General features: G+C 66.0%; 15 protein-coding genes. 8 read left to right on the plus strand and 7 right to left on the minus strand.

Annotated features, from left to right (window positions below; genetic code table 11):
- Positions 1-69 precede the first annotated feature (69 nt).
- On the plus strand, positions 70-873 hold the full coding sequence (locus tag HZF03_RS13225; RefSeq protein ID WP_104511767.1) for a DUF502 domain-containing protein: 804 nt from the start codon (positions 70-72) through the stop codon (positions 871-873).
- Between the two features lie 30 nt (positions 874-903).
- On the opposite strand, the gene recG is transcribed toward HZF03_RS13225, so the two are convergent.
- Positions 904-3006, minus strand: coding sequence for an ATP-dependent DNA helicase RecG (gene recG, locus HZF03_RS13230; protein ID WP_119019953.1), 2103 nt, complete (start codon positions 3004-3006; stop codon positions 904-906).
- Positions 3007-3160: 154 nt separating this feature from the next.
- Here recG and HZF03_RS13235 point away from each other — a divergent pair, with 154 nt between their 5' ends.
- Together HZF03_RS13235 and mfd are read left to right on the plus strand one after the other, a co-directional pair.
- Positions 3161-3451 (plus strand): FAD assembly factor SdhE, encoded by a 291-nt coding sequence (locus tag HZF03_RS13235; protein ID WP_012496097.1) that lies wholly within the window; start codon positions 3161-3163, stop codon positions 3449-3451.
- Positions 3448-6966 (plus strand): transcription-repair coupling factor, encoded by a 3519-nt coding sequence (mfd, locus tag HZF03_RS13240; RefSeq protein ID WP_119019954.1) that lies wholly within the window; start codon positions 3448-3450, stop codon positions 6964-6966. The genes HZF03_RS13235 and mfd overlap by 4 nt, the downstream gene beginning before the upstream one ends.
- Before the next feature lie 143 nt (positions 6967-7109).
- Here the strand turns inward: mfd and HZF03_RS13245 are convergent, their stop codons facing one another.
- Genes HZF03_RS13245 through HZF03_RS13255 form a run of 3 tightly spaced genes read right to left on the minus strand, consistent with a single transcriptional unit; the run spans position 7110 to position 11811 of the window.
- On the minus strand, positions 7110-8342 hold the full coding sequence (locus HZF03_RS13245; RefSeq protein ID WP_012496099.1) for a nucleotidyl cyclase domain-containing protein: 1233 nt from the start codon (positions 8340-8342) through the stop codon (positions 7110-7112).
- A gap of 48 nt (positions 8343-8390) precedes the next feature.
- Positions 8391-9926: an AMP-binding protein gene (locus tag HZF03_RS13250; RefSeq protein ID WP_119019955.1), complete on the minus strand. Its 1536-nt coding sequence runs from the start codon at positions 9924-9926 to the stop codon at positions 8391-8393.
- 4 nt (positions 9927-9930) lie between these two features.
- On the minus strand, positions 9931-11811 hold the full coding sequence (locus tag HZF03_RS13255; protein ID WP_119019956.1) for an extracellular solute-binding protein: 1881 nt from the start codon (positions 11809-11811) through the stop codon (positions 9931-9933).
- 218 nt (positions 11812-12029) lie between these two features.
- Between HZF03_RS13255 and HZF03_RS13260 the strand changes: the two genes are divergently transcribed.
- On the plus strand, positions 12030-12776 hold the full coding sequence (locus HZF03_RS13260; protein WP_011158217.1) for an invasion associated locus B family protein: 747 nt from the start codon (positions 12030-12032) through the stop codon (positions 12774-12776).
- Positions 12777-12861: 85 nt separating this feature from the next.
- Here HZF03_RS13260 and HZF03_RS13265 read toward each other — a convergent pair whose 3' ends face one another.
- Both HZF03_RS13265 and hspQ read right to left on the minus strand, forming a co-directional pair.
- Positions 12862-13431, minus strand: coding sequence for a hypothetical protein (locus HZF03_RS13265; protein WP_119019957.1), 570 nt, complete (start codon positions 13429-13431; stop codon positions 12862-12864).
- A 141-nt stretch (positions 13432-13572) separates the two neighbouring features.
- Positions 13573-13905: a heat shock protein HspQ gene (gene hspQ / locus HZF03_RS13270; protein ID WP_011158219.1), complete on the minus strand. Its 333-nt coding sequence runs from the start codon at positions 13903-13905 to the stop codon at positions 13573-13575.
- A 122-nt stretch (positions 13906-14027) separates the two neighbouring features.
- Between hspQ and HZF03_RS13275 the strand changes: the two genes are divergently transcribed.
- Entirely contained in the window at positions 14028-14984 is a 957-nt protein-coding gene (locus HZF03_RS13275) for an AEC family transporter (protein ID WP_119019958.1), read from the plus strand.
- Positions 14985-14990: 6 nt separating this feature from the next.
- On the opposite strand, the gene HZF03_RS13280 is transcribed toward HZF03_RS13275, so the two are convergent.
- Positions 14991-16187 carry a UbiH/UbiF family hydroxylase gene (locus HZF03_RS13280; RefSeq protein ID WP_119019959.1) on the minus strand — a complete coding sequence of 399 codons (1197 nt, stop codon included), beginning with the start codon at positions 16185-16187 and terminating at the stop codon, positions 14991-14993.
- Between the two features lie 133 nt (positions 16188-16320).
- On the opposite strand from HZF03_RS13280, the gene pcsA reads away from it, so the two are divergent.
- The 3 genes from pcsA (at position 16321) to HZF03_RS13295 (ending at position 18835) form a co-directional block, all read left to right on the plus strand.
- The gene (gene pcsA, locus HZF03_RS13285) at positions 16321-17055 is read left to right on the plus strand and encodes a phosphatidylcholine synthase (protein ID WP_119019960.1); all 735 of its coding nucleotides are present in this window, start codon (positions 16321-16323) and stop codon (positions 17053-17055) included.
- Positions 17052-17774 (plus strand): TerC family protein, encoded by a 723-nt coding sequence (locus tag HZF03_RS13290; protein ID WP_119019961.1) that lies wholly within the window; start codon positions 17052-17054, stop codon positions 17772-17774. Before pcsA ends, HZF03_RS13290 begins: the two co-directional genes overlap by 4 nt.
- An 86-nt stretch (positions 17775-17860) precedes the next feature.
- Entirely contained in the window at positions 17861-18835 is a 975-nt protein-coding gene (locus HZF03_RS13295) for a quinone oxidoreductase family protein (protein WP_011158224.1), read from the plus strand.
- The last annotated feature ends 187 nt before the right edge of the window (positions 18836-19022 follow it).

A 19022-nucleotide genomic window follows, 5' to 3' on the forward strand; every position in this document is an offset into this window, starting at 1 on the left:
GCGGTCTGCTACAGAGACACTCGCGTCGGGCTTCGGCCGCGACATCCGTAGCACCGACCTGGACTTCCGATGACCGAGCAGCTTCCGACCCCGACCGGTGATCTTCCGCCGGACCCGCCGCGCGGCGTGATGGGGCGTATCCGCAATTACTTCCTGACCGGCCTCATCGTCGCCGGCCCGGTCGCGATCACTTTCTACCTGACGTGGTGGTTCGTGAACTGGGTCGACGGTTTCGTGCGTCCGTTGGTTCCACCGGATTACCGCCCCGAGACCTATCTGCCATTCGCCGTGCCGGGCTCAGGCCTGGTCGTCGCGTTCGTCGCCCTGACGCTACTCGGGTTCCTCACCGCCAACCTGATCGGCCGCAGTCTGGTCGATCTCGGCGAACGGCTGCTCGGCCGGATGCCAGTGGTACGGGCGATCTATCGCGGCCTCAAGCAGGTGTTCGAGACGCTGTTCTCGGGCAATGGCAACAGCCTGCGCAAGGTCGGGCTGGTCGAGTTTCCGTCACCTGGCATGTGGTCGATCGTGTTGATCTCGCTGCCGCCGAATCAGGAAGTCGCCACCAAGATTCCGAGCCAGGACGAGCACATCTCGGTATTCCTGCCGTGCGCGCCGAACCCGACCACCGGCTTCTTCTTCTACGTGCCGAAGAACAAGGTGATCCCGGTCGACATGAGCGCCGAGGAAGCCGCGACGCTGATTATGTCGGCTGGCGTCGTGCAGCCGGGCTCCGATCCGCAGAAGAAGATCGCGGCTCTGGCGGCGACCGCGCTGGCCGCGAAGAAGGTCCGCGAGCCCGGCGAGCCGGAGTCAGCCTTCTCGCGCCGCCGGGCCAAGCCGGCCGAAAAGGCGCCGGACAAGGTCGAGTAGCTGCGCGCGCCCCGGAATGACGCGTGGTAACTAACCCGCCCCCAATAGCGGGATCGCTTCGTCGCGTTCGTAGAGATACAGCAGGCAGCGCAGCGCTTCGCCGGATGGACCTTCGAGTTTCGGATTGTCCTTCAGGATGCGCAGCGCTTCGTCGCGCGCCTGGGTGATGAGCTGGGCGTGAACTTCTGAGCGCGCGATCCGGTATCCGGGCAGGCCGCTCTGCCGTGTGCCGAGCACGTCGCCTTCGCCGCGAAGCTTCAGGTCTTCCTCGGCGATCCGGAAACCGTCGGTGGTGTCGCGGATCACTCGCAAGCGTGCCCCCGAAAGCTCACCCAGCGGCTCGCGGTACAGCAGCAGGCAGGTGGAGGCTTCGCTGCCGCGACCGATCCGCCCGCGCAGCTGATGCAACTGCGCCAGGCCGAACCGCTCGGCGTTTTCGATCACCATGATGCTGGCTTCGGGCACGTCGACGCCGACTTCGACAACTGTCGTCGCGACCAGCACGCTGATTTCGCCGCGCGCGAACTGGCCCATCACGAGGTCCTTGTCGCTGCCGCGCATCCGTCCGTGCACCAGCCCAACCTGATGATCACCGAAACGCTGTCGCAGCGATTCGAAACGTTGCTCGGCGTCGGTGAGTTTGACGTTCTCGGATTCTTCCACCAGCGGGCAGATCCAGTACACCCGCTTGCCGGCGGCGATGGCACGGCCGATGCCGTCGATCACTTCCGGCAGCCGCGTGTCGGACAGCGTACGGGTGTCGATCGGTTGGCGGCCGGCGGGCTTCTCGCGCAGTTCCGAGACGTCCATGTCGCCGAAGTAAGTCAGCACCAGTGTTCGCGGAATCGGCGTCGCCGACAGCACCAGCACGTCGACATCGGCGCCCTTGCTGGTCAGCGCCAGCCGTTCGCGGACGCCGAAGCGATGCTGTTCATCAACGACGGCTAGCGCCAGCGATTTGTAGATCACGTCGTCCTGGATCAGCGCGTGGGTGCCGACCAGAAAGTCGATCTCGCCGGCGGCAAGCCGCTCCAGGATCTCTCGGCGTTCCTTGCCTTTTTCGCGGCCGGTGAGGATTGCGACCTGCATTCCGGCGCGTTCGGCGAGCGGCGCGATGGTCTTGATATGCTGGCGGGCAAGGATTTCGGTCGGCGCCATCAGCGCCGCCTGCTTGCCGGCCTCGGCGACGGCTGCAGCCGCCAGCAGCGCCACCACGGTCTTGCCGCTTCCCACGTCGCCCTGCAGCAATCGCAGCATCCGCACCGGTTGGCGCAGATCTTCGGCGATCGCCGCGGCGGCCTGCTGCTGCGAGTTGGTCAACGCGTAGGGCAGCGCGTCGATGATCTTGTGGCGCAGCCGTCCATCGCCGGCGTTGCGGCTGCCGGCCGGGCGACGGAGTTGCGCCCGCACCAGCGCCAGGGCGAGCTGCCCGGCGAGCAGTTCGTCATAGGCAAGGCGCGACCAATACGGCCCGTCCGGCAGAATGTCGGTTGGCTGATCCGGGATGTGGACGTGTTTCAGCGCATCGGCGAACGAGGGAAACCGGCAGCGCCGCAGCACCTCGGGGCTGATCCACTCCGGCAGCGCCGGCAGCTTGGTCAGCGCCTGGGCCACCGCGCGACGCAGCGAGCCGATCGCCAGCCCCTCGGTGAGCGGATACACCGGATCGATCTGCGGCAGCTTGGCGAAGCCTTCCTCGTCAACGACGCGGTCGGGATGCACGATCTGCAGCGTGCCATCGTAGAGCTGGCCGGTGCCGGAGACGTAGCGCTTGGCGCCGACCGGCAGCAGTTTCTGCACAAAGTCAGGCTTGGCGCGGAAGAACGTCAGCACCACGTCGCCGGTGTCGTCGCTGGCATAGACCAGATAAGGCGCGCGCGAGCGGCCTGGCGGCGGCGCGCGGTGGCGATCGACCGTGACCTCCAGGGTCACCACGGTGCCCGGCACCGCATCGCGAATCTTCGGCCGGGCGCGGCGGTCGATCACGCTGGTCGGCAGATGCAGCAGCAAATCGGCCAGCCGCGGAGTGTCGTCGCGATCCAGCAGATAGCGGAACAGCTTGTCCTGTTTCGGCCCGACGCCCGTCAGGCTGGTGACCGGCGCGAACAGCGGATTGAGTAGAGCAGGGCGCATCGAACCAAAGCGGGGTGGATGGGCGGTGCCCGCAGGGTTGGCTGCATTTGCGGCCGATTGCAATGCGTCCGTGCGGGCTGACAGCGGCGATGCTGGCGGCTATATCAAACGCGCCCGGCACGTCCGGGCTTTTGGCGTTGAGGTGGATTTCGACATGACGGGCACGACACGGTCGAGCGGCGGGCTCGACGACCGCCGCAAGCGGCTTCTGTTCCGCTGCTGGCATCGCGGCACACGCGAGATGGATCTGATTCTCGGCCAATTCGCCGACGCCGAGATCGGCACCCTGTCGGAGGCCGAGCTGGACGAGCTGGAGCGGCTGATCGAGGTCAACGATCACGACCTCTACGCAGCGGTCGCTGGCGGCGACACGCTGCCGGCCGAGTTCAAAGGCGGGCTGTTCGAGCGGATCAAGACGTACGGCCACCAGGACGGCACCGTATGAAGACTCCGAGCAGGTCTCCCGCGGAGCAGCTGACGCCCGGCAATGCGTTGACGTTCGCCAACGTCGCCGAGGGCGCCGAGGGGCTGATCGTCGCCGATTTGGCCCGCGCGATCGCGGCCAAGCCGAAGGCGCCGGCTGTCAGTCTCGCGGTGATCTGCCGTGACGGCCCGCGGATGCAGCAGCTCGCGCGCAGCCTGGAGTTCTTCGCGCCCGACCTCGACGTGTTGCAGTTCCCGGCCTGGGACTGCCAGCCTTACGACCGCGTCTCGCCGCACGCTGGCATTCTGGCGCAGCGCGTCACCACGCTGGCGAAGCTGTCGCGGCTCACCGGTAGCGACAAGCCTCTGATCATCCTGACCACCGTCAACGCCGCCGTGCAGCGGGTGCCGGTGCGCGAGATCGTCTCCGCACAGGCGCTGTCGGTCGCCCCCGGCAACGTCGTGCCGATGGAGTCGATCGTCGCCTGGCTCGAACACAACGGCTACAGCCGTGCCTCCACGGTGCGCGAGGCCGGTGAATACGCGGTGCGAGGCGGCATCCTCGACCTGTTTCCCGCTGGCCTCGATCAGCCGGTGCGTTTCGATTTCTTCGGTGATCAGCTCGAATCGATCCGCACCTTCGATGCCGAAACCCAGCGCACGCTGCACACCATGCGCGGCCTGGATCTGGTGCCGGTGTCGGAATTTCAGCTCGTCACCGAGACCATCCGCCGCTTCCGCATGGGCTACGTCGCCACCTTCGGCGCGCCGCATCCGGACGACCAGCTCTACGCCGCGGTCAGCGAAGGCCGCCGCCATCCCGGCATGGAGCATTGGCTGCCGCTGTTCCAGGAGCGGATGGACACGCTGTTCGATTACCTGAAGGGAACGCCGGTCGCGATCGAGCCGCAAAGCGAAGACGCCGCCCGGGAACGCTTCAAGCAGATTGCCGATTACTACGATGCCCGCCGCGAAGCGATGGATCAGCCCGGCTCCGGCGCGATCTACAAGCCGCTGCCGCCAGATCAACTCTATCTTACCGACAGCGAGTGGACCGCGCGGCTGGAAGGCGTGCCGTTGGCGCGGCTGACGCCGTTCGCGCTGCCGGAAGACACTAGCAACGTCATCGACGCCGGTGCGCGGGCCGGGCGTAACTTCGCGCCGGAGCGGGCGGACTCCAACGTCAACGTGTTCGAGACCCTGGTGGCGCACGTCTATGCGCTGCAGGCCGCGCGCAAGAAGGTGGTGATCGCGCTGTGGAGCGAAGGCTCGCGCGACCGCATGGCGAGCATGTTGAAGGACCACAAGCTGGTCGCGCTCACCAGCGTCAACTCTTGGCGCACCGTGCAGGCGACGCCGCGCAACGAAACCATGCTGGCGGTGGTGGGGCTGGAGTCCGGCTTCGAGACCGATGCGTTTGCAGTGATCACCGAGCAGGACGTGCTCGGTGATCGTCTGGTACGCCAGCGCAAGGCCAGCAAGAAGCTCGACAACTTCATCTCCGAGGTCACCAGCCTCTCGACCGGTGACATCGTGGTGCATGTCGAGCACGGCATCGGCCGGTTCGTGGGCTTGCAGACGCTTCAGGTCGGCGGCGCGCCGCACGACTGCGTCGAGCTGCACTACGCCAACGACACCAAGCTGTTTCTTCCGGTCGAGAACATCGAGCTGCTGTCGCGCTATGGCTCCGACGGCACCACGGTCGAACTCGACAAGCTCGGCGGCTCCGGCTGGCAGGCGCGCAAGGCGAAGCTGAAGAACCGCATCCGGCAGATCGCCGGAGAACTGATCAAGGTCGCGGCCGAACGGCACTTGCGCGAGGCGCCGAAGCTGCCGATCCAGCCGCAGCTCTACGACGAGTTCTGCGCGCGCTTCCCCTACGACGAGACCGAGGATCAGCTTGCTGCCATCAATGCAGCGCTCGGCGATCTGGAGAAGGGCACGCCGATGGACCGCCTGGTCTGCGGCGACGTCGGTTTCGGCAAGACCGAAGTGGCGCTGCGCGCGGCGTTCGCCGTGGCGCTCGACGGCAAGCAGGTGGCGGTCGTGGTGCCGACCACGCTGCTGGCGCGACAGCACGCCAAGACCTTCACCGAGCGGTTCCGCGGCTTCCCGGTCAATGTCGGCCAAGCCTCGCGGCTGGTCTCTGCCAAGGAGCTGTCGCAGGTCAAGAAGGGTATCGCCGACGGCACCACCGACATCGTCGTCGGCACCCATGCGCTGCTGGGCAAGTCGATCAAGTTCAAGGATCTCGGCCTCGTGATTGTCGACGAGGAGCAGCATTTCGGCGTCACCCACAAGGAGAAACTGAAGCAGCTGCGCTCCGAGGTCCACGTGCTGACGCTGAGCGCGACGCCGATCCCGCGCACGCTGCAGCTCGCCATGACCGGGGTGCGCGACCTGTCGATCATTGCCTCGCCGCCGGTCGATCGTCTCGCGGTGCGCACCTTCGTTGCCCCGCACGATCCGCTGATGATCCGCGAGGCGTTGCTGCGCGAGCGCTATCGCGGCGGTCAGGCGTTCTATGTCGTGCCGCGGATCGACGATCTCGCAGAGGTGAAGGACTTCCTCGACAAGCACGTGCCGGAGATGAAGGTCGCGGTCGCGCACGGCCAGATGCCGCCGGCGGTGATCGAGGACATCATGTCGGCGTTCTACGACGGCAAGTTCGACATCCTGCTGTCGACCACGATCGTCGAATCCGGTCTCGACATTCCGAACGCCAATACGCTGATCGTGCACCGCGCCGACATGTTCGGCCTGGCGCAATTGTATCAGCTCCGCGGCCGCGTCGGCCGGTCGAAACTGCGCGCCTATGCGCTGTTCACGCTGCCGCAGCACAACATCACCGCGCAGGCGGAGCGCCGGCTGAAGGTGCTGCAATCGCTGGAAACGCTGGGCGCAGGCTTCCAGCTAGCATCGCACGACCTCGACATTCGCGGCGCCGGCAATCTGCTCGGCGAGGAACAGTCCGGCCACATCAAGGAAGTCGGCTTCGAGCTGTATCAGCAGATGCTGGAGGAGGCGATCACCAACCTCAAGGCCGGCATCGTCGACGAACCGGTCGCCGATCGCTGGTCGCCGCAGATCACCATCGGCATGCCGGTGCTGATCCCGGACGACTTCGTTGCCGATCTGTCGGTGCGGCTGTCGCTGTACCGGCGGCTCGCCGATCTGGACACCGACGAGGAGATCGACAATTTCGCCGCCGAGCTGCGCGACCGTTTCGGGCCGCTGCCGGACGAGGTGCGCTATCTGTTCAAGATCGCGGCCATCAAGGCGTATTGCCGTCGCGCCAATGTCGAGAAGGTCGACGCCGGCCCGAAGGGCGTGGTCATCACCTTCCGCGACAACGCCTTCGCGCAACCGGACAAGCTGGTGTTCTTCATCAAGCGCCACGGCGACGCGGCCAAGGTGCGGCCCGACATGAAGGTGGTGTTCTTCCAGGTCTGGGAGACGCCGGAAGAGCGACTGATGGGAACGACCGACATCCTCAAGCAGCTCGCGGACCTCGCCGAGAACCGCAAGGCGGCGTGATCTTTCGTCGTCGTCCGTAGGTCTTCGCAGCCGTCATTTCGAGGAGGCGAAGCCGACGAAGCAATCCAGATACTGTGTATGGAGCCTCTGGATTGCTTTGCCTTCGGCTCGCAATGATGGAGATCGCGATCAGCGCGAGGTTCTCACGACGCAGCGCGGCGGCGATCCTGCTGCACGACGCGGGTCAGGATGGCGCGGGCGGATTCGTCCGGCATCAGGGTCGCGACGCTGACGTCGGGATCGATCCGGGCCTCGCGCCGCGCGCTGTGGGCGGTCTGCTTGATCACGCTGCTGAGCCGCCGGGCGATCGCCTGGGCGTTGCGCAGGTCGGTCGCAGCGAACACCACCAGCAGCGTGCCGTCGGTCTGCAGCGTGCCGAAGTCCATCTTACGCATCAGCCGACTGATGATCCGTGCGGCGTCGTTCACCGCTCGCCGATCGGCACGGTGCAGGACGAAGCGCGCGACCGACAGGCCTTCGCCGCGGGTCTGGGCCTGATACACAGCGGTCGCGAAGTCGCGCTCGAACGCAGCCTCGGTGAGAAGCCCGGTGCGAGGATCGAGCAGGCCGCCGGCATCGAGCGAAGCCAGCGTGCGGGTGAGCCTGGCCTCGAAGGCGTGCTGGCGCACCAGCGGCAGCGCAGCGCCGACGATCTGCGCCGGATCGCCATCGACGAATTCGAGATTGGGCAGCTCGAAGCTGCTGTGCGGTGCCGGAACGCCGACCACGATCGGCAGATGCCGGAACCGGGTGTCTTCCGACAGCACGGTGAGAAAGGCATCGACCACGCGCGGGCTGAAACCCTCGGCCAGCACGATGCCGTCGAGATCGCGGGCGTTGAGATGCTTGGCGGCAGCTTCGATCGACAGCGCGCCGACCACCCCGACGCGTTCGCCGAGTGCGACCGACAGCGCCGGATAGGCGGCGCCGCGGCCGATCAGCAGAACGGTCGCGTCTTGCAGCGGATCGTGGTCGGACAGTTCGGTGAGGCCGCTCGGATCCGTCAGGCGCCGCATCGCCGTGGCGTGCAAAGTTCGCACCCTGAGCGCGGCCCGCAGCCGGGGCGCCAGATGGATCAGCTCGCCCGGATCGGCGCTGAACGGCATCACGTTGTCGGGCAGGCCGCCATCGGTCCCGATCGCGATCAGTGGCACGTAAGGTTGCAGCAAACCGATCTGGCGGGCGATTGCCTCAAGGGACCTGGCGGGCGCACCGCCATCGGCGACCACGGCCGACGGGCGCAGGCGGCCGACCGCCTCACCAGCCTCCGGCCACGACGAGGCCAGCACTGGAAACAGTTGGGCGTCCGTCAGTGCTGCGAGGGTCGGCGAACTTTCATCGTCGGTTACGACGAGGATAGGCGCGTGGTACGACATTCCAAGAACGGCTCCCGCGGTCGAGGCGGAAACCGTAAGCCGTCGCTGTTAATGCGGCGTCAACGTCGATGCGCGGTTTTCATCGACCTTCGGAGCGTCGCGGAAGGCTTCGACCATCAAAGGGTTTAGGCCGAGTTCTGCAAGTGCTTCACGAGCTCTGGAGTTGTCCTGTGCGCGTCCTGCAAGGCGGTAGCCGCTGAGCCGGTCCGGCAGCGCCGTGAGCAGCGCGCCCTGGCCGAGCCGCTTTGCCCATTCCTGCAGGTCCTGGGCGAGAAAGCGATAGCCGCCGACCGCCATCACCCCGGCAGGCGGAGCGGTGATGCACACCGCACCGGTGGCTCGGTCGAGCCGCGCCGCATAGCCGGTGTCGACGAAGTCCGGCGGCGGCGCCATCGGGATCGAGCTGTTGAGTGGTGGCAACGGCGCATAGGCGGCGAGCGTCACCATCGGGCCGCGCAGCCCGAGCGTGCCTTTCGGCGTAATCAGGATTTCGCCTGCCGTCGAACCGCCGGCATGATCACGGGGCGCGGTGTGCGGTCCCGGCATGATGGCCGCCGGCGTACCGTCCGCTGCACGCTGGGCGCCGAACAATCCGGCTTCGCCGAACAGATAGATGTCGGTGAAGTTGGCCGGCGTGCCGATCCAGTTCGGACTGGATGCGACCTGTTCGGGGGCGCGCCACAGGCCGACCACGCTGCGCAGCGACGGAGCCTGCGCTGTGAGTCCAGCTTCGCCGAGACGGAGAGCAAGGGGGGCCGGTGCGACCAGGGCCTGACAGCCGAGGTCGACGATCTGTCGCTCCAGTACCGCGTCATCGAAGGGATGATGCAGCGCCAGCGTGCCGCCGCTGAGCAGCCACGTCACCATCGACGAGGCGAGCCCCGCGAACGTCGCCGGCGTCTGTGCCGACAGCATCACCGCACCCTGCGGAATCGCGCTTTCGAGGAAGACCACCAGGCCGCCCGCGATCAGATGCAGATGGCTGCGCGGGATCGCGCGGACGCCGTCGCCGGTGGTGTCGAACGAGATCACTGCGGCGCGGCGGGCTTCCTGCGGGCCCGGCGCCGGCGGCAATGCCGTCGTGTCGGCCATCGCGGCGTCGAGCGAGGCCATGCCTTCGGGCAGGTCGTCGCCGAAGCCGCAGACGTGACGGATCGAAAAGGCTTCCGCCGCAGCGTTCATGGCCAGATCAGAGTGGCTGACGCCGTCGATCCAGCGTGTCGATACGATTGCCCGCGCGCCGGTGCGGTTCAGCGCCGCGGTGAGATCGGCATGGCGCCAGAGCTGCGGCAGCAGCGCGACCACGAGGCCGGCGCGATGCGCCGCAAGCACCGTGAGCGGAAACTCGATGGTGTTCGGCAGGTGCACCGCGATCACCGAATTGCTCGGCAGTCCGGCGGTGACGAAATGCGCGGCCAGCGCCGAGATGGCGCGGTCGGCCTCGGCGTAGGTCATGCGCCGCGGCGGCTGCCCGGTGATGCGCTGCTTGTCCGGCGGATCGATCAACGCGATCGTGTCCGGCTGACGGGCGAGGGTGCGGCGAAACAGTCCGTCGAGCGTCGGCGAGGTGTTGGGCGGGCTCACGGGATCACCTCTGCGGCGGTTGCTGCGGCGGCGGCCGATACCACCATGTTTCGGGAAGATAACCCGTCAGGGCAGTGGCCTTTGGACGTTCTAAACGATTCCAGCGCGCGATCCATTGCTCACGCACGCTGTACACAGGGACCACGTAAAACCCCGAGATCAGGACGCGATCGAGCGCGCGCACGGCGTCGACGAAATCGGTGCGGCCGCGGGCGCGTAGCAGCGCCGCAATCATCGCGTCGATCGCCGGATCCTTGGCGCCCATGTAGTTGCGGGTACCCGGCGTGTCGGCGGCGTCGCTGCCCCAGTAGAACGACTGCTCGTTGCCGGGCGACAGCGACTGGTCCCAGCGGTTCGGGATCATATCGAAGTCATAGGCGAGGCGGCGCTGATCGAACTGCACGGCATCCACGGTGCGGACCGACACGGTGATGCCGGCGCGCTTGAGGTCACGGGCGAACGCCAGCGCGATCCGCTCCTGCTCCCGCGTCGTCACCAGCAGCTCGAAGGTGAGGGGCTGGCGGGTGTCGCGTTTGCGCAGGACCGTGCCGTCGAGCTGGTAGCCGGCCTGCTCCAGCAGATCGAGGGCCCGGCGCAGGCCGGCGCGGTCGCGGCCTGAACCGTCACTCTCCGGCAGCCGGAAACTGCCGTCGAGGATGTCGGCGCGGAGCCGAGGCAGATACGGCTGCAGCAGTTTGCGCTCGCCTTCGTCGGCCGTGCGGCCATAGGCCGACAGCTCCGAGCCGCCGAAGAAGCCTGCGGTGCGGGTGTAGAGGCCGAAGAAGTAGTTGCGATTGATCCATTCGAAGTCGAACAGGTTCAGCAGCGCCTCACGCACCCGGACGTCGGCAAACACCGGCCGGCGGGTGTTGAACACCAGCGTGTCGGTCGGCTCCGGCGTGCCCGGCTTGATTGCGTCCCGGATAACGTCACCGCGACGGGCGGCGGGGAAGTCGTAACCTTCGCTCCAGCGTAGCGGATCGGTCTCGACGCGGAAGTCGTAGAGGCCGCGTTTGAATGCTTCGAACTGCGCATTGGACTCCCGGAAGTAATCGATCCGCACTTCGTCGAAATTCCACAGGCCGCGGTTGATCGGCAGATCACGGCCCCAATAGTTCGGATCGCGCGTCAGGGTCACGCTGGTACCGGCCTGAACGTGGGTGACACGGTACGGGCCGGAGCCGAGCGGCGGCTTGAGGGAGGTTTCTTCGAAGCTATCGGGATCGACCGCGTGGTGCGGCAGCACCGGCATCAGGCCCAGGATTAGTGGCAGCTCGCGGTCAGGCGCGCCGCCGAAATCGAACCGGACGGTGAGGGGATCGAGCGCTTCGGCGCTGGCGACCTTGCGGTAATACAAGCGCAGGTTCGGCCGGCCCTTGTCGCGCAGGAGCTTCCAGGAGAACAGCACGTCCTCGGCGGTGACCGGCTTGCCGTCGGAAAACCGGGCGCGCGGATCGATCCGGAATGTGACGTAGCTGCGAACGTCGTCGGTCTCGACCGAACGCGCGAGCAGTCCGTACAGGGTGAACGGCTCGTCGTGGCCGCGCGCCAGCAGGCTCTCGATCACATAGCCGCGCATCTGCTGCACGGCGATGCCTTTGACGATCAGCGGGTTGAGGCTGTCGAACGCGCCGACCACGCCGGCGATCATCCGGCCGCCCTTGGGGGCATCCGGCTTGACGTAGGGCATCGCGGCAAAGTCGGCCGGCTGCGCGGGCTTGCCGTGCATTGCGATGGCGTGGCTGACGATTCCGGGTGTCGGAGTCACGACCGACTCGGCGCCGGCCGTCGTTACGCCCGCGAGGCAGCCGGTACCGATCGCGAGCGCGGCGGCAAGGGCCTTAATCCGGCGGATGAAGCGATGATCTGATTCGGCGCGTCCCACGCCGGAATTTTTACCACATTCGCGCCTTGAAACCGGTGCCGGGGGATTGTTGCCATTGATCTTTGCGTTCGCCAATGTATTGAAGTCGGGCAGTCGATGATGCCCACCGGCTCGTCACGTAACCGCCTCAATTGGCACCGAGACAGCGGCCAAACGGACCGCTGTCAGCTCCAGCGTCGCGGTTGGGGTGCGCGACCGTTTCAGAAAGGGTTTTCCGAATGAAGTCTTGCAACTTGGTCGCGTCGGCCGGGCCGCGCGGGCGGGCCTTCGCCCTGCTGGCAGCGACCGCGTTCGCGGCGTTGACCATCGCCCCCGCCGCGCAGGCCCAGCAGCCGGCCCCTCCGAAGGCAGCCCCCAAGGCGGCGCCGAAAGCAGCCCCGGCGCCGGCGCAGCAGCAGGCCCCTGCGCCCGAGCAGCAGCAGGTTCAGTTGATCTATGCGCCCTGGACCAAGTTCTGCCTCAAGGGCCAGGACGCCAACGCCAAGCAGGTGTGCTTCACCGGTAAGGACGGCCGCATCGAATCCGGACAGCCGGTGATCGCCGCGGTGATCATCGAGCCGGAAGGCGAGCCGAAGAAGATCCTGCGCGTGACGCTGCCGCTCGGCATGCAGCTCGTGCACGGCACCCGCATCATCGTCGATAGCAACGCGCCACAGCAGAGCCCGTATGTGATCTGCTTCGCCAACGGCTGCATGTCGGACTACGAAGCGACGCCGGATCTGATCAGTCAGCTCAAGAAGGGTCAGAATCTGATCGTGCAGGCGATCAACTCCAACGGCGCGCCGCTGACGCTGCCGCTGCCGCTGGGCGAATTCGCCAAGGCCTATGACGGTCCGCCGACCGATCCGAAGCAGTTCGAAGAGACCCAGAAGAAGCTGCAGGAAGAGCTGCAGAAGCGCGCCGAAGAGCAGCGCAAGAAGCTGGAAGCTCAAGCTCCGGCCGGCGCCAACCCGGCTGCCAAGTAACACGCGACCGCGATTGCGAAACGCAAAGGGCGCCCCGGTGGCGCCCTTTCTGCTTTCTGCATACTCGCCTGCACTCGTCGCGCTGTCAGCCGGTAATGGTTGCCATGACGGACGACTGCGTTGCTTCGTCGATTCCGCGCGCCTTCATGGCGTTCCTCAGCAGCGGCGTGTCGCAGCCATGGTCGCGCATCCAGCGGGCGATGATCTCGGCGCGGTCCTTGCGGTCGCGGCAGAGCTCGGTTGCCAGCCGCAGTTCGGGTGCCACCACCGCAACGCGTGTATCGCCAACGGCGACTTCGGAAAAATGCGTCCAGGGGCCACTGCCGAAAGCCTCAATGAAAGTGGACTGCGACGGAGACTCGACGGTGCTGGCATCGACCGGAACGCCGCCCACCTCGAATGCGGCGTAGTACTGCACGCAGCAGGGCATCCATGTCGGCGGGCTCAGGCATCGGTAGGCGGCAAGCGCCCGCGCGAAGGTGTCGACATCGCTTCGTGTGGGCATCAGAAAGTCGACGTCGCCGGGCTCGATCGGCACCCCGCGCAGCAGGTCCGCGGCCGTGCCGATCAGGCGGCAGTCAAAGCCGCCCTCCCGTTTCGCCAAGTTGAGCACTGTCGTAAGCGTCTGGCGCAAGAGCTCCGGTGTCAGCGTCATGAGAGGTCCTTCCCACGACAGCCTAGCAGGGGTGTGGCTCTCTGCGCTTCTATGCTTTGCTTTCGCGTGAGGCGGCGTGCTGGAAAATCCGTGCCGGCCAGGCATTTTCACGGCGCCGATCGTCACGCCGCCCGCGCCCGATTAGTTCAGCGACGGATTGCGCGGCCGGTAGCCGCCGGACTTGTCCTTGATGAAGATCTCGGCGACCTGGGAATGCCGGATCGGCTCGCCGGAATCGTCGGGCAGCAGATTCTGCTCCGACACGTAGGCGACGTATTCCGACTCCGCGTTCTCCGCCAGCAGGTGGTAGAACGGCTGGTCCTTGCTCGGCCGCACCTCTTCGGGAATTGCCAGCCACCATTCCTCGGTGTTGGCGAACTCCGGATCGATGTCGAACACCACCCCGCGGAACGAGAAGATCCGGTGGCGGACGATCTGACCGATCTGAAATTTAGCGGTTCGCGTTTTGATCATGGGAGTCGGATAGACCAGCTTGGCGGCGGACGCTAGTGGTAAACCGGCGACTCTGCTCCGCGGTGGTTCACGCGGGGTTTCCCTGATACCGCTCGGTTCCAAAGCCCCGCTGCCTATTTCGCATGATCGATATTCTCAACCTCGCTCTGCCGTATTTCGGTCTGATCTTCGTCGGCTTTGCCTGCGGACGCTGGAAGAAACTGCCCGAACAGGGGCTGGTTTGGATGAATTTTTTCCTCGTATTCGTCTCCCTGCCGGCGCTGTTCTTCCGGATCATGTCGAAGACGCCGTTCGAGGAACTGAACAACCTGCCGTTTGTGCTGGCGACCACGCTGGCAACCGCGATCGCCTTCTTCCTGTCAGGGATGCTGGGCCGGCTGATCGGCAAGCTGTCGATGCGGGAAGCGACGATGGCGGCGCTGTCCGGCGGCTACGGCAATATCGGCTATATGGGGCCGGGCTTAGCGCTGGCGGTGCTTGGCACGCAGGCGGCGGCGCCGACCGCGCTGATCTTCTGTTTCGACACCATCTTCCTGTTTTCGATCGTGCCGCTCGGCATGGCGCTGACCGCCGCCGACAAACGGCCTCTGATCCCGACTATCATCGCGGTGCTGCGCGAAATCCTGTTCCACCCACTGATCGTCGCCGCGTATTGCGGCGCGGCGGCCGCAGCGTTTCATGTCGAGCTGCCGGTCGCCGTCGATAAGATGCTGGCGTTTCTGCAGAACGCCGCTGCTCCCGTGGCGCTGTTCACGCTCGGCGTCACCGTGGCGCTACGGCCGTTCGGTCGGGTGCCGTGGGAGATCCCGAGCCTGGTGGCAGTCAAGCTGCTGCTGCACCCGGTGATCGCGTTTTGTCTTGTGCTGGCGTTCGGGCCGTTCTCGCCCGAATGGGCGGCTACTGCGGTGCTGATGGCGTCACTGCCGCCGGCGCTGAACGTGTTCGTGATCGCCCGCCAATACAATACCTGGGTAGAGCCGGCATCGGTCGCGGTGCTGATCGGCACCTTCGTGTCGGTGGTGACGCTCACCACCGTGATGTGGCTGATCCGGACCGGTCAGATCCCGTTCCCCGGCTAGCGGGGCTCAGATCGAGCGCCAGAACGGCGACAGCCCCTCGCGCATCGCGAACCGGCGGATCGGGCCGACCGAGCTGATCAGATGCATCCCCGTCGCCCGCAGCATCTGCGCGGGCAAGAGATCGCTGAGCAGGGTGCGGTTGGCGATGTTGATCGCGGCGGTGCGGCTGGCGATGTCGGGCCCGCGGCTACGGCCATAGCGCGTCATCACAGCGTCGGAGCCGATGTCCGTGCCATTCGCCATCGCGTCGCGCACGATCTCGGCGAGGTCCCCCGCATCCCGGAGCCCCATATTCAACCCCTGCGCGCCGATCGGGGGGACGACGTGAGCGGCCTCACCAACCAACGCGATGCGCCGCTGTGCGTAAGCGGCGGGCTTCTCGATCGCCAGCGGAAACAGATTGCGGCCGGGCTCGACGGTCATCTTACCGTAGATCGACTGTGACTGCTTTTCCGCCGCTGCAGACAGTTCGTCGTCGGATAGCGCCATCAGCCGCTGCGCTTCCTTCGGCGCCGCGACCCAGACGATGCTCATCCGCCGACCCGGCAGCGGCACGAACACGCACGGGCCTTCCTTGGTGTGAAATTCGGTCGAGATGTTGTCGTGGGAGCGGGTGGTCTTGACATTGAAGGTCAGCGCCGACTGGTGCAGGGCGCGGCTGCTCACCTTGATGCCGGCGGCCTCGCGGCATTGGGACTGCCGGCCGTCGGCGCCGACCACCAGCTTGGCCGAGACCGTTCGGCCGCCGCGCATCCGCACGATCACTTCGTCGTCGCCCGGCACGACTGATTCAGCTTCATCGTCGAAACGCTGCAGGTTCGACAGCTCGGCCGCGCGTTCTTCGAGGCCGACCAGCAGGGCACGGTTCTCGATATTGTAGCCGAACGCGTCCATGCCGATTTCATCGGACGCGAATTTCACTTCTGGCGCCCGGATCAACCTGCCGGTGTCATCCACCAGTCGCATCGACCGCAGCGCGGCGGCCTTGCTCGAGCAGCGGCGCCAGACATCGAGCCGGTCGAGAATGTCGATCGAATCGCCCAGGAGGGCCGTGGTGCGATTATCGCCGTAGGGCACTTGGCGCGCGATCAATGCGGTGACCGCGCCGATGTCGGCAAGCGCAATGGCAGCGGTGAGGCCGGCGGGGCCGCCGCCGACAACGATGGCGTCGTAGCTGTTAGGCTCGATCAGGCTCTGGGTCATGCCAGAGACAATTGCTCCGGCATGCGACGATTTCAAGTCCGCCGCGAAACATTAACGTTTTGGGCGATTTACGCGACCGAACGCCGCAACTGATTGTGCAGACCGGGACCCAACCTGATATGCACGATGCCCGATGACCCAGCTGGACCCATCGCCATTGCCGCCCGGATCGGGCACTCGCCGCGCCGCCGCGCTCGGCGTGCACCTGTTCACGGCCTTCGGCGCGGCGATCGCGTTGCTGGCGATGCTGGAAGCGGTGCGCCAGCATTGGGCCGGGATGTTCGCCTGGCTCGGGCTGGCGCTACTGATCGACGCGATCGACGGTCCGCTGGCGCGCCGCCTGGACGTCGCGCGGCTGCAGCCGCGATGGTCGGGCGATGTGCTCGATCTGGTGGTCGACTTCCTCACCTACGTGTTCGTGCCGGCCTATGCGATCACCGCGAGTGGTCTGCTGTTGCCGATCGCAGCGCCGCTGCTCGGCGTCGGCATCGTGATCAGTTCGGCGATGTACTTCGCGGACCGCCGGATGAAGACCGACGATAATCACTTCCGCGGCTTTCCGGCGCTCTGGAACGCAGCAGCGTTCTATCTGTTCTTGCTGCACCCGCCGGCGATCGTCGGCAGCCTGGGAATAGCAGCGTTGATCGGGCTGACGTTTGTGCCGTTTCGTGTGGTGCATCCGGTGCGTGTTGCGCGATTGCGCGGGCTGACGCTGGCGCTGATCGCGTTGTGGGCGGTGCTCGCCGCCTATGCAATTGTCCGCGACTTCGAAGTCCCGCTGCCGGTAACGATCCTGCTGTGCGCGGTAGCCCTCTACGTCTGCCTCGCCGACACCCTCATTCGCTTATTCCGACGAGCCCCCCGATGATCGAATTGTTGTCCAGTCCCGAAGCCTGGGCCGCGCTGCTCACCCTGACGGCGCTCGAAATTGTCCTCGGCATCGACAACGTCATCTTCCTGTCCGTGCTGGTGTCCCGAATCCCCGAGCCGCGGGCGACCCGCGCCCGCCAGATCGGCCTCGGTCTGGCGCTGTTGTTCCGGCTGTTGCTGCTCAGCGTGCTGGTGTGGCTGATCGGCCTGACCACGCCGGTGTTCAGCATTGCCGACAGGGCGTTCTCCTGGCGCGACATCATCCTGATCCTGGGCGGCCTGTTTCTGATCGCCAAGGCGACCCACGAGATTCACGCCGAGGTCGAAGCCAAGGACGGCGAGGCGCAGCCATCGACGGCGGACCGGGCGTTCTTCTGGGTGATCGTGCAGATCGTGATCGTCGACCTGGTGTTCTCGATCGACTCGATCATCACCGCGATCGGCATGGCCCAGGACATCGAGATCATGGTCGCGGCGGTGCTGATCGCGATGGCGGTGATGTACGTCTCGTCGGGTCCGGTGGCGCGATTCGTCTCCGAGCACCCGACCACCAAGATGCTGGCGCTGGCGTTCCTGGTGCTGATCGGCGTGGCGCTGGTGGCGGATGGTTTCGCGTTCCACATCCCGCGCGGCTACATCTACTTCGCCATCCTGTTTTCGGCCGCGGTGGAGTTCTTCAACGTCCTTGCCAAGCGTAACCGCGCCAAGCCGCGGTGACGCCGTGCGCCGCCGCATCGCCGCCGGTTGACAAGGCCGAAGCGATGGCCTTCCGTGACGCTGACAATAGACCTGAGGGGACAATAATGGCGAAGGCGGTGCGGGTGCATCAGGTGGGTGGACCGGAGGTTCTGGTCTACGAGGACGTCGAGCTGCCGCCGCCGGGCGAGGGCGAGGTCCGCATCCGCCAGCACGCCGTCGGGCTGAACTTCATCGACGTCTACTTCCGCACCGGCCTGTACAAGGCGCCGTCGCTGCCGTTCGTCGCCGGCAACGAGGGCGCGGGTGAGGTGGTGTCGGTCGGTCCGCATGTCACCAATTTCCATCCCGGTGACCGCGTCGCGTACTACGCGAATCTCGGCGGTTATGCCACCGAGCGCAATATCGAAGCCGCCAAGCTGGTGAAGCTGCCCGACCACATCACCTACGAGCAGGGCGCGGTGCTGATGCTCAAGGGCCTGACGGTGTGGTACCTGCTGCACAAGACCTTCAAGGTGGAGCCCGGCCACCGCGTGTTGATCCATGCTGCCGCCGGCGGCATCGGTCTGCTCGCCTGCCAATGGGCGCGGGCGCTCGGCGCGCATGTGATCGGCACCGTCGGCTCCAAGGCCAAGGCCGATCTGGCGCTGGCCAATGGCTGCGATCACGTCATCCTCTACAACGAAGAGGACTGGGTGGCGCGGGTGAAGCAGATCAGCCGCAATGAGCTGTGCGACGTGGTCTATGACGGCGTCGGCAAGGCGACGTTCCCCGGCTCGCTGAAGTGCATCAAGCCGCGCGGTCTGTTCGTGTCGTTCGGCAACGCCTCAGGCCCGGTGCCGCCGTTCCCGCTTACCGAGCTCAACAACCACGGCTCGCTGTTCGCGACCCGACCGAAGCTGAACGATTATATCGGCACGCGGAAGGAACTGATCGAGGGCGCCGACACGCTGTTCTCGGCCGTGATCGAAGGCAAGCTGCACGTTCCGATCAACCACGCCTATGCGCTCAAAGACGCCGCCAAGGCGCATATCGATCTGGAAGGGCGTGTGACGACCGGTGCTTCGATTCTGAAGCCGTAAGGCCGCGGCTGCGACGCTGCGGCCTCTCAAGCTACAGTCGTCATCCCCCGCGCATGCGGGGGATCCAGTATCCAAGAGCGCCTGTTACTTGACATCAGCGCTCTGCAATACTGGGTCGCCCGGACAAGTGTTCAGCCCGGAGACATGACCTACGGGTGTTCGGAGACATAGTCGACGCATCATAGTG

The organism is Rhodopseudomonas palustris, assembly GCF_013415845.1.
In the GTDB taxonomy this organism is placed as follows: domain Bacteria; phylum Pseudomonadota; class Alphaproteobacteria; order Rhizobiales; family Xanthobacteraceae; genus Rhodopseudomonas; species Rhodopseudomonas palustris_F.

Bases quoted from the DNA above. Each gene is read 5' to 3' on its own strand.
- HZF03_RS13225 (WP_104511767.1), top strand. From the start codon at position 70: ATGACCGAGCAGCTTCCGACCCCGACCGGTGATCTTCCGCCGGACCCG.
- recG (WP_119019953.1), bottom strand. From the start codon at position 3,006: ATGCGCCCTGCTCTACTCAATCCGCTGTTCGCGCCGGTCACCAGCCTG.
- HZF03_RS13235 (WP_012496097.1), top strand. From the start codon at position 3,161: ATGACGGGCACGACACGGTCGAGCGGCGGGCTCGACGACCGCCGCAAG.
- mfd (WP_119019954.1), top strand. From the start codon at position 3,448: ATGAAGACTCCGAGCAGGTCTCCCGCGGAGCAGCTGACGCCCGGCAAT.
- HZF03_RS13245 (WP_012496099.1), bottom strand. From the start codon at position 8,342: ATGTCGTACCACGCGCCTATCCTCGTCGTAACCGACGATGAAAGTTCG.
- HZF03_RS13260 (WP_011158217.1), top strand. From the start codon at position 12,030: ATGAAGTCTTGCAACTTGGTCGCGTCGGCCGGGCCGCGCGGGCGGGCC.
- HZF03_RS13265 (WP_119019957.1), bottom strand. From the start codon at position 13,431: ATGACGCTGACACCGGAGCTCTTGCGCCAGACGCTTACGACAGTGCTC.
- hspQ (WP_011158219.1), bottom strand. From the start codon at position 13,905: ATGATCAAAACGCGAACCGCTAAATTTCAGATCGGTCAGATCGTCCGC.
- HZF03_RS13275 (WP_119019958.1), top strand. From the start codon at position 14,028: ATGATCGATATTCTCAACCTCGCTCTGCCGTATTTCGGTCTGATCTTC.
- HZF03_RS13280 (WP_119019959.1), bottom strand. From the start codon at position 16,187: ATGACCCAGAGCCTGATCGAGCCTAACAGCTACGACGCCATCGTTGTC.
- pcsA (WP_119019960.1), top strand. From the start codon at position 16,321: ATGACCCAGCTGGACCCATCGCCATTGCCGCCCGGATCGGGCACTCGC.
- HZF03_RS13290 (WP_119019961.1), top strand. From the start codon at position 17,052: ATGATCGAATTGTTGTCCAGTCCCGAAGCCTGGGCCGCGCTGCTCACC.
- HZF03_RS13295 (WP_011158224.1), top strand. From the start codon at position 17,861: ATGGCGAAGGCGGTGCGGGTGCATCAGGTGGGTGGACCGGAGGTTCTG.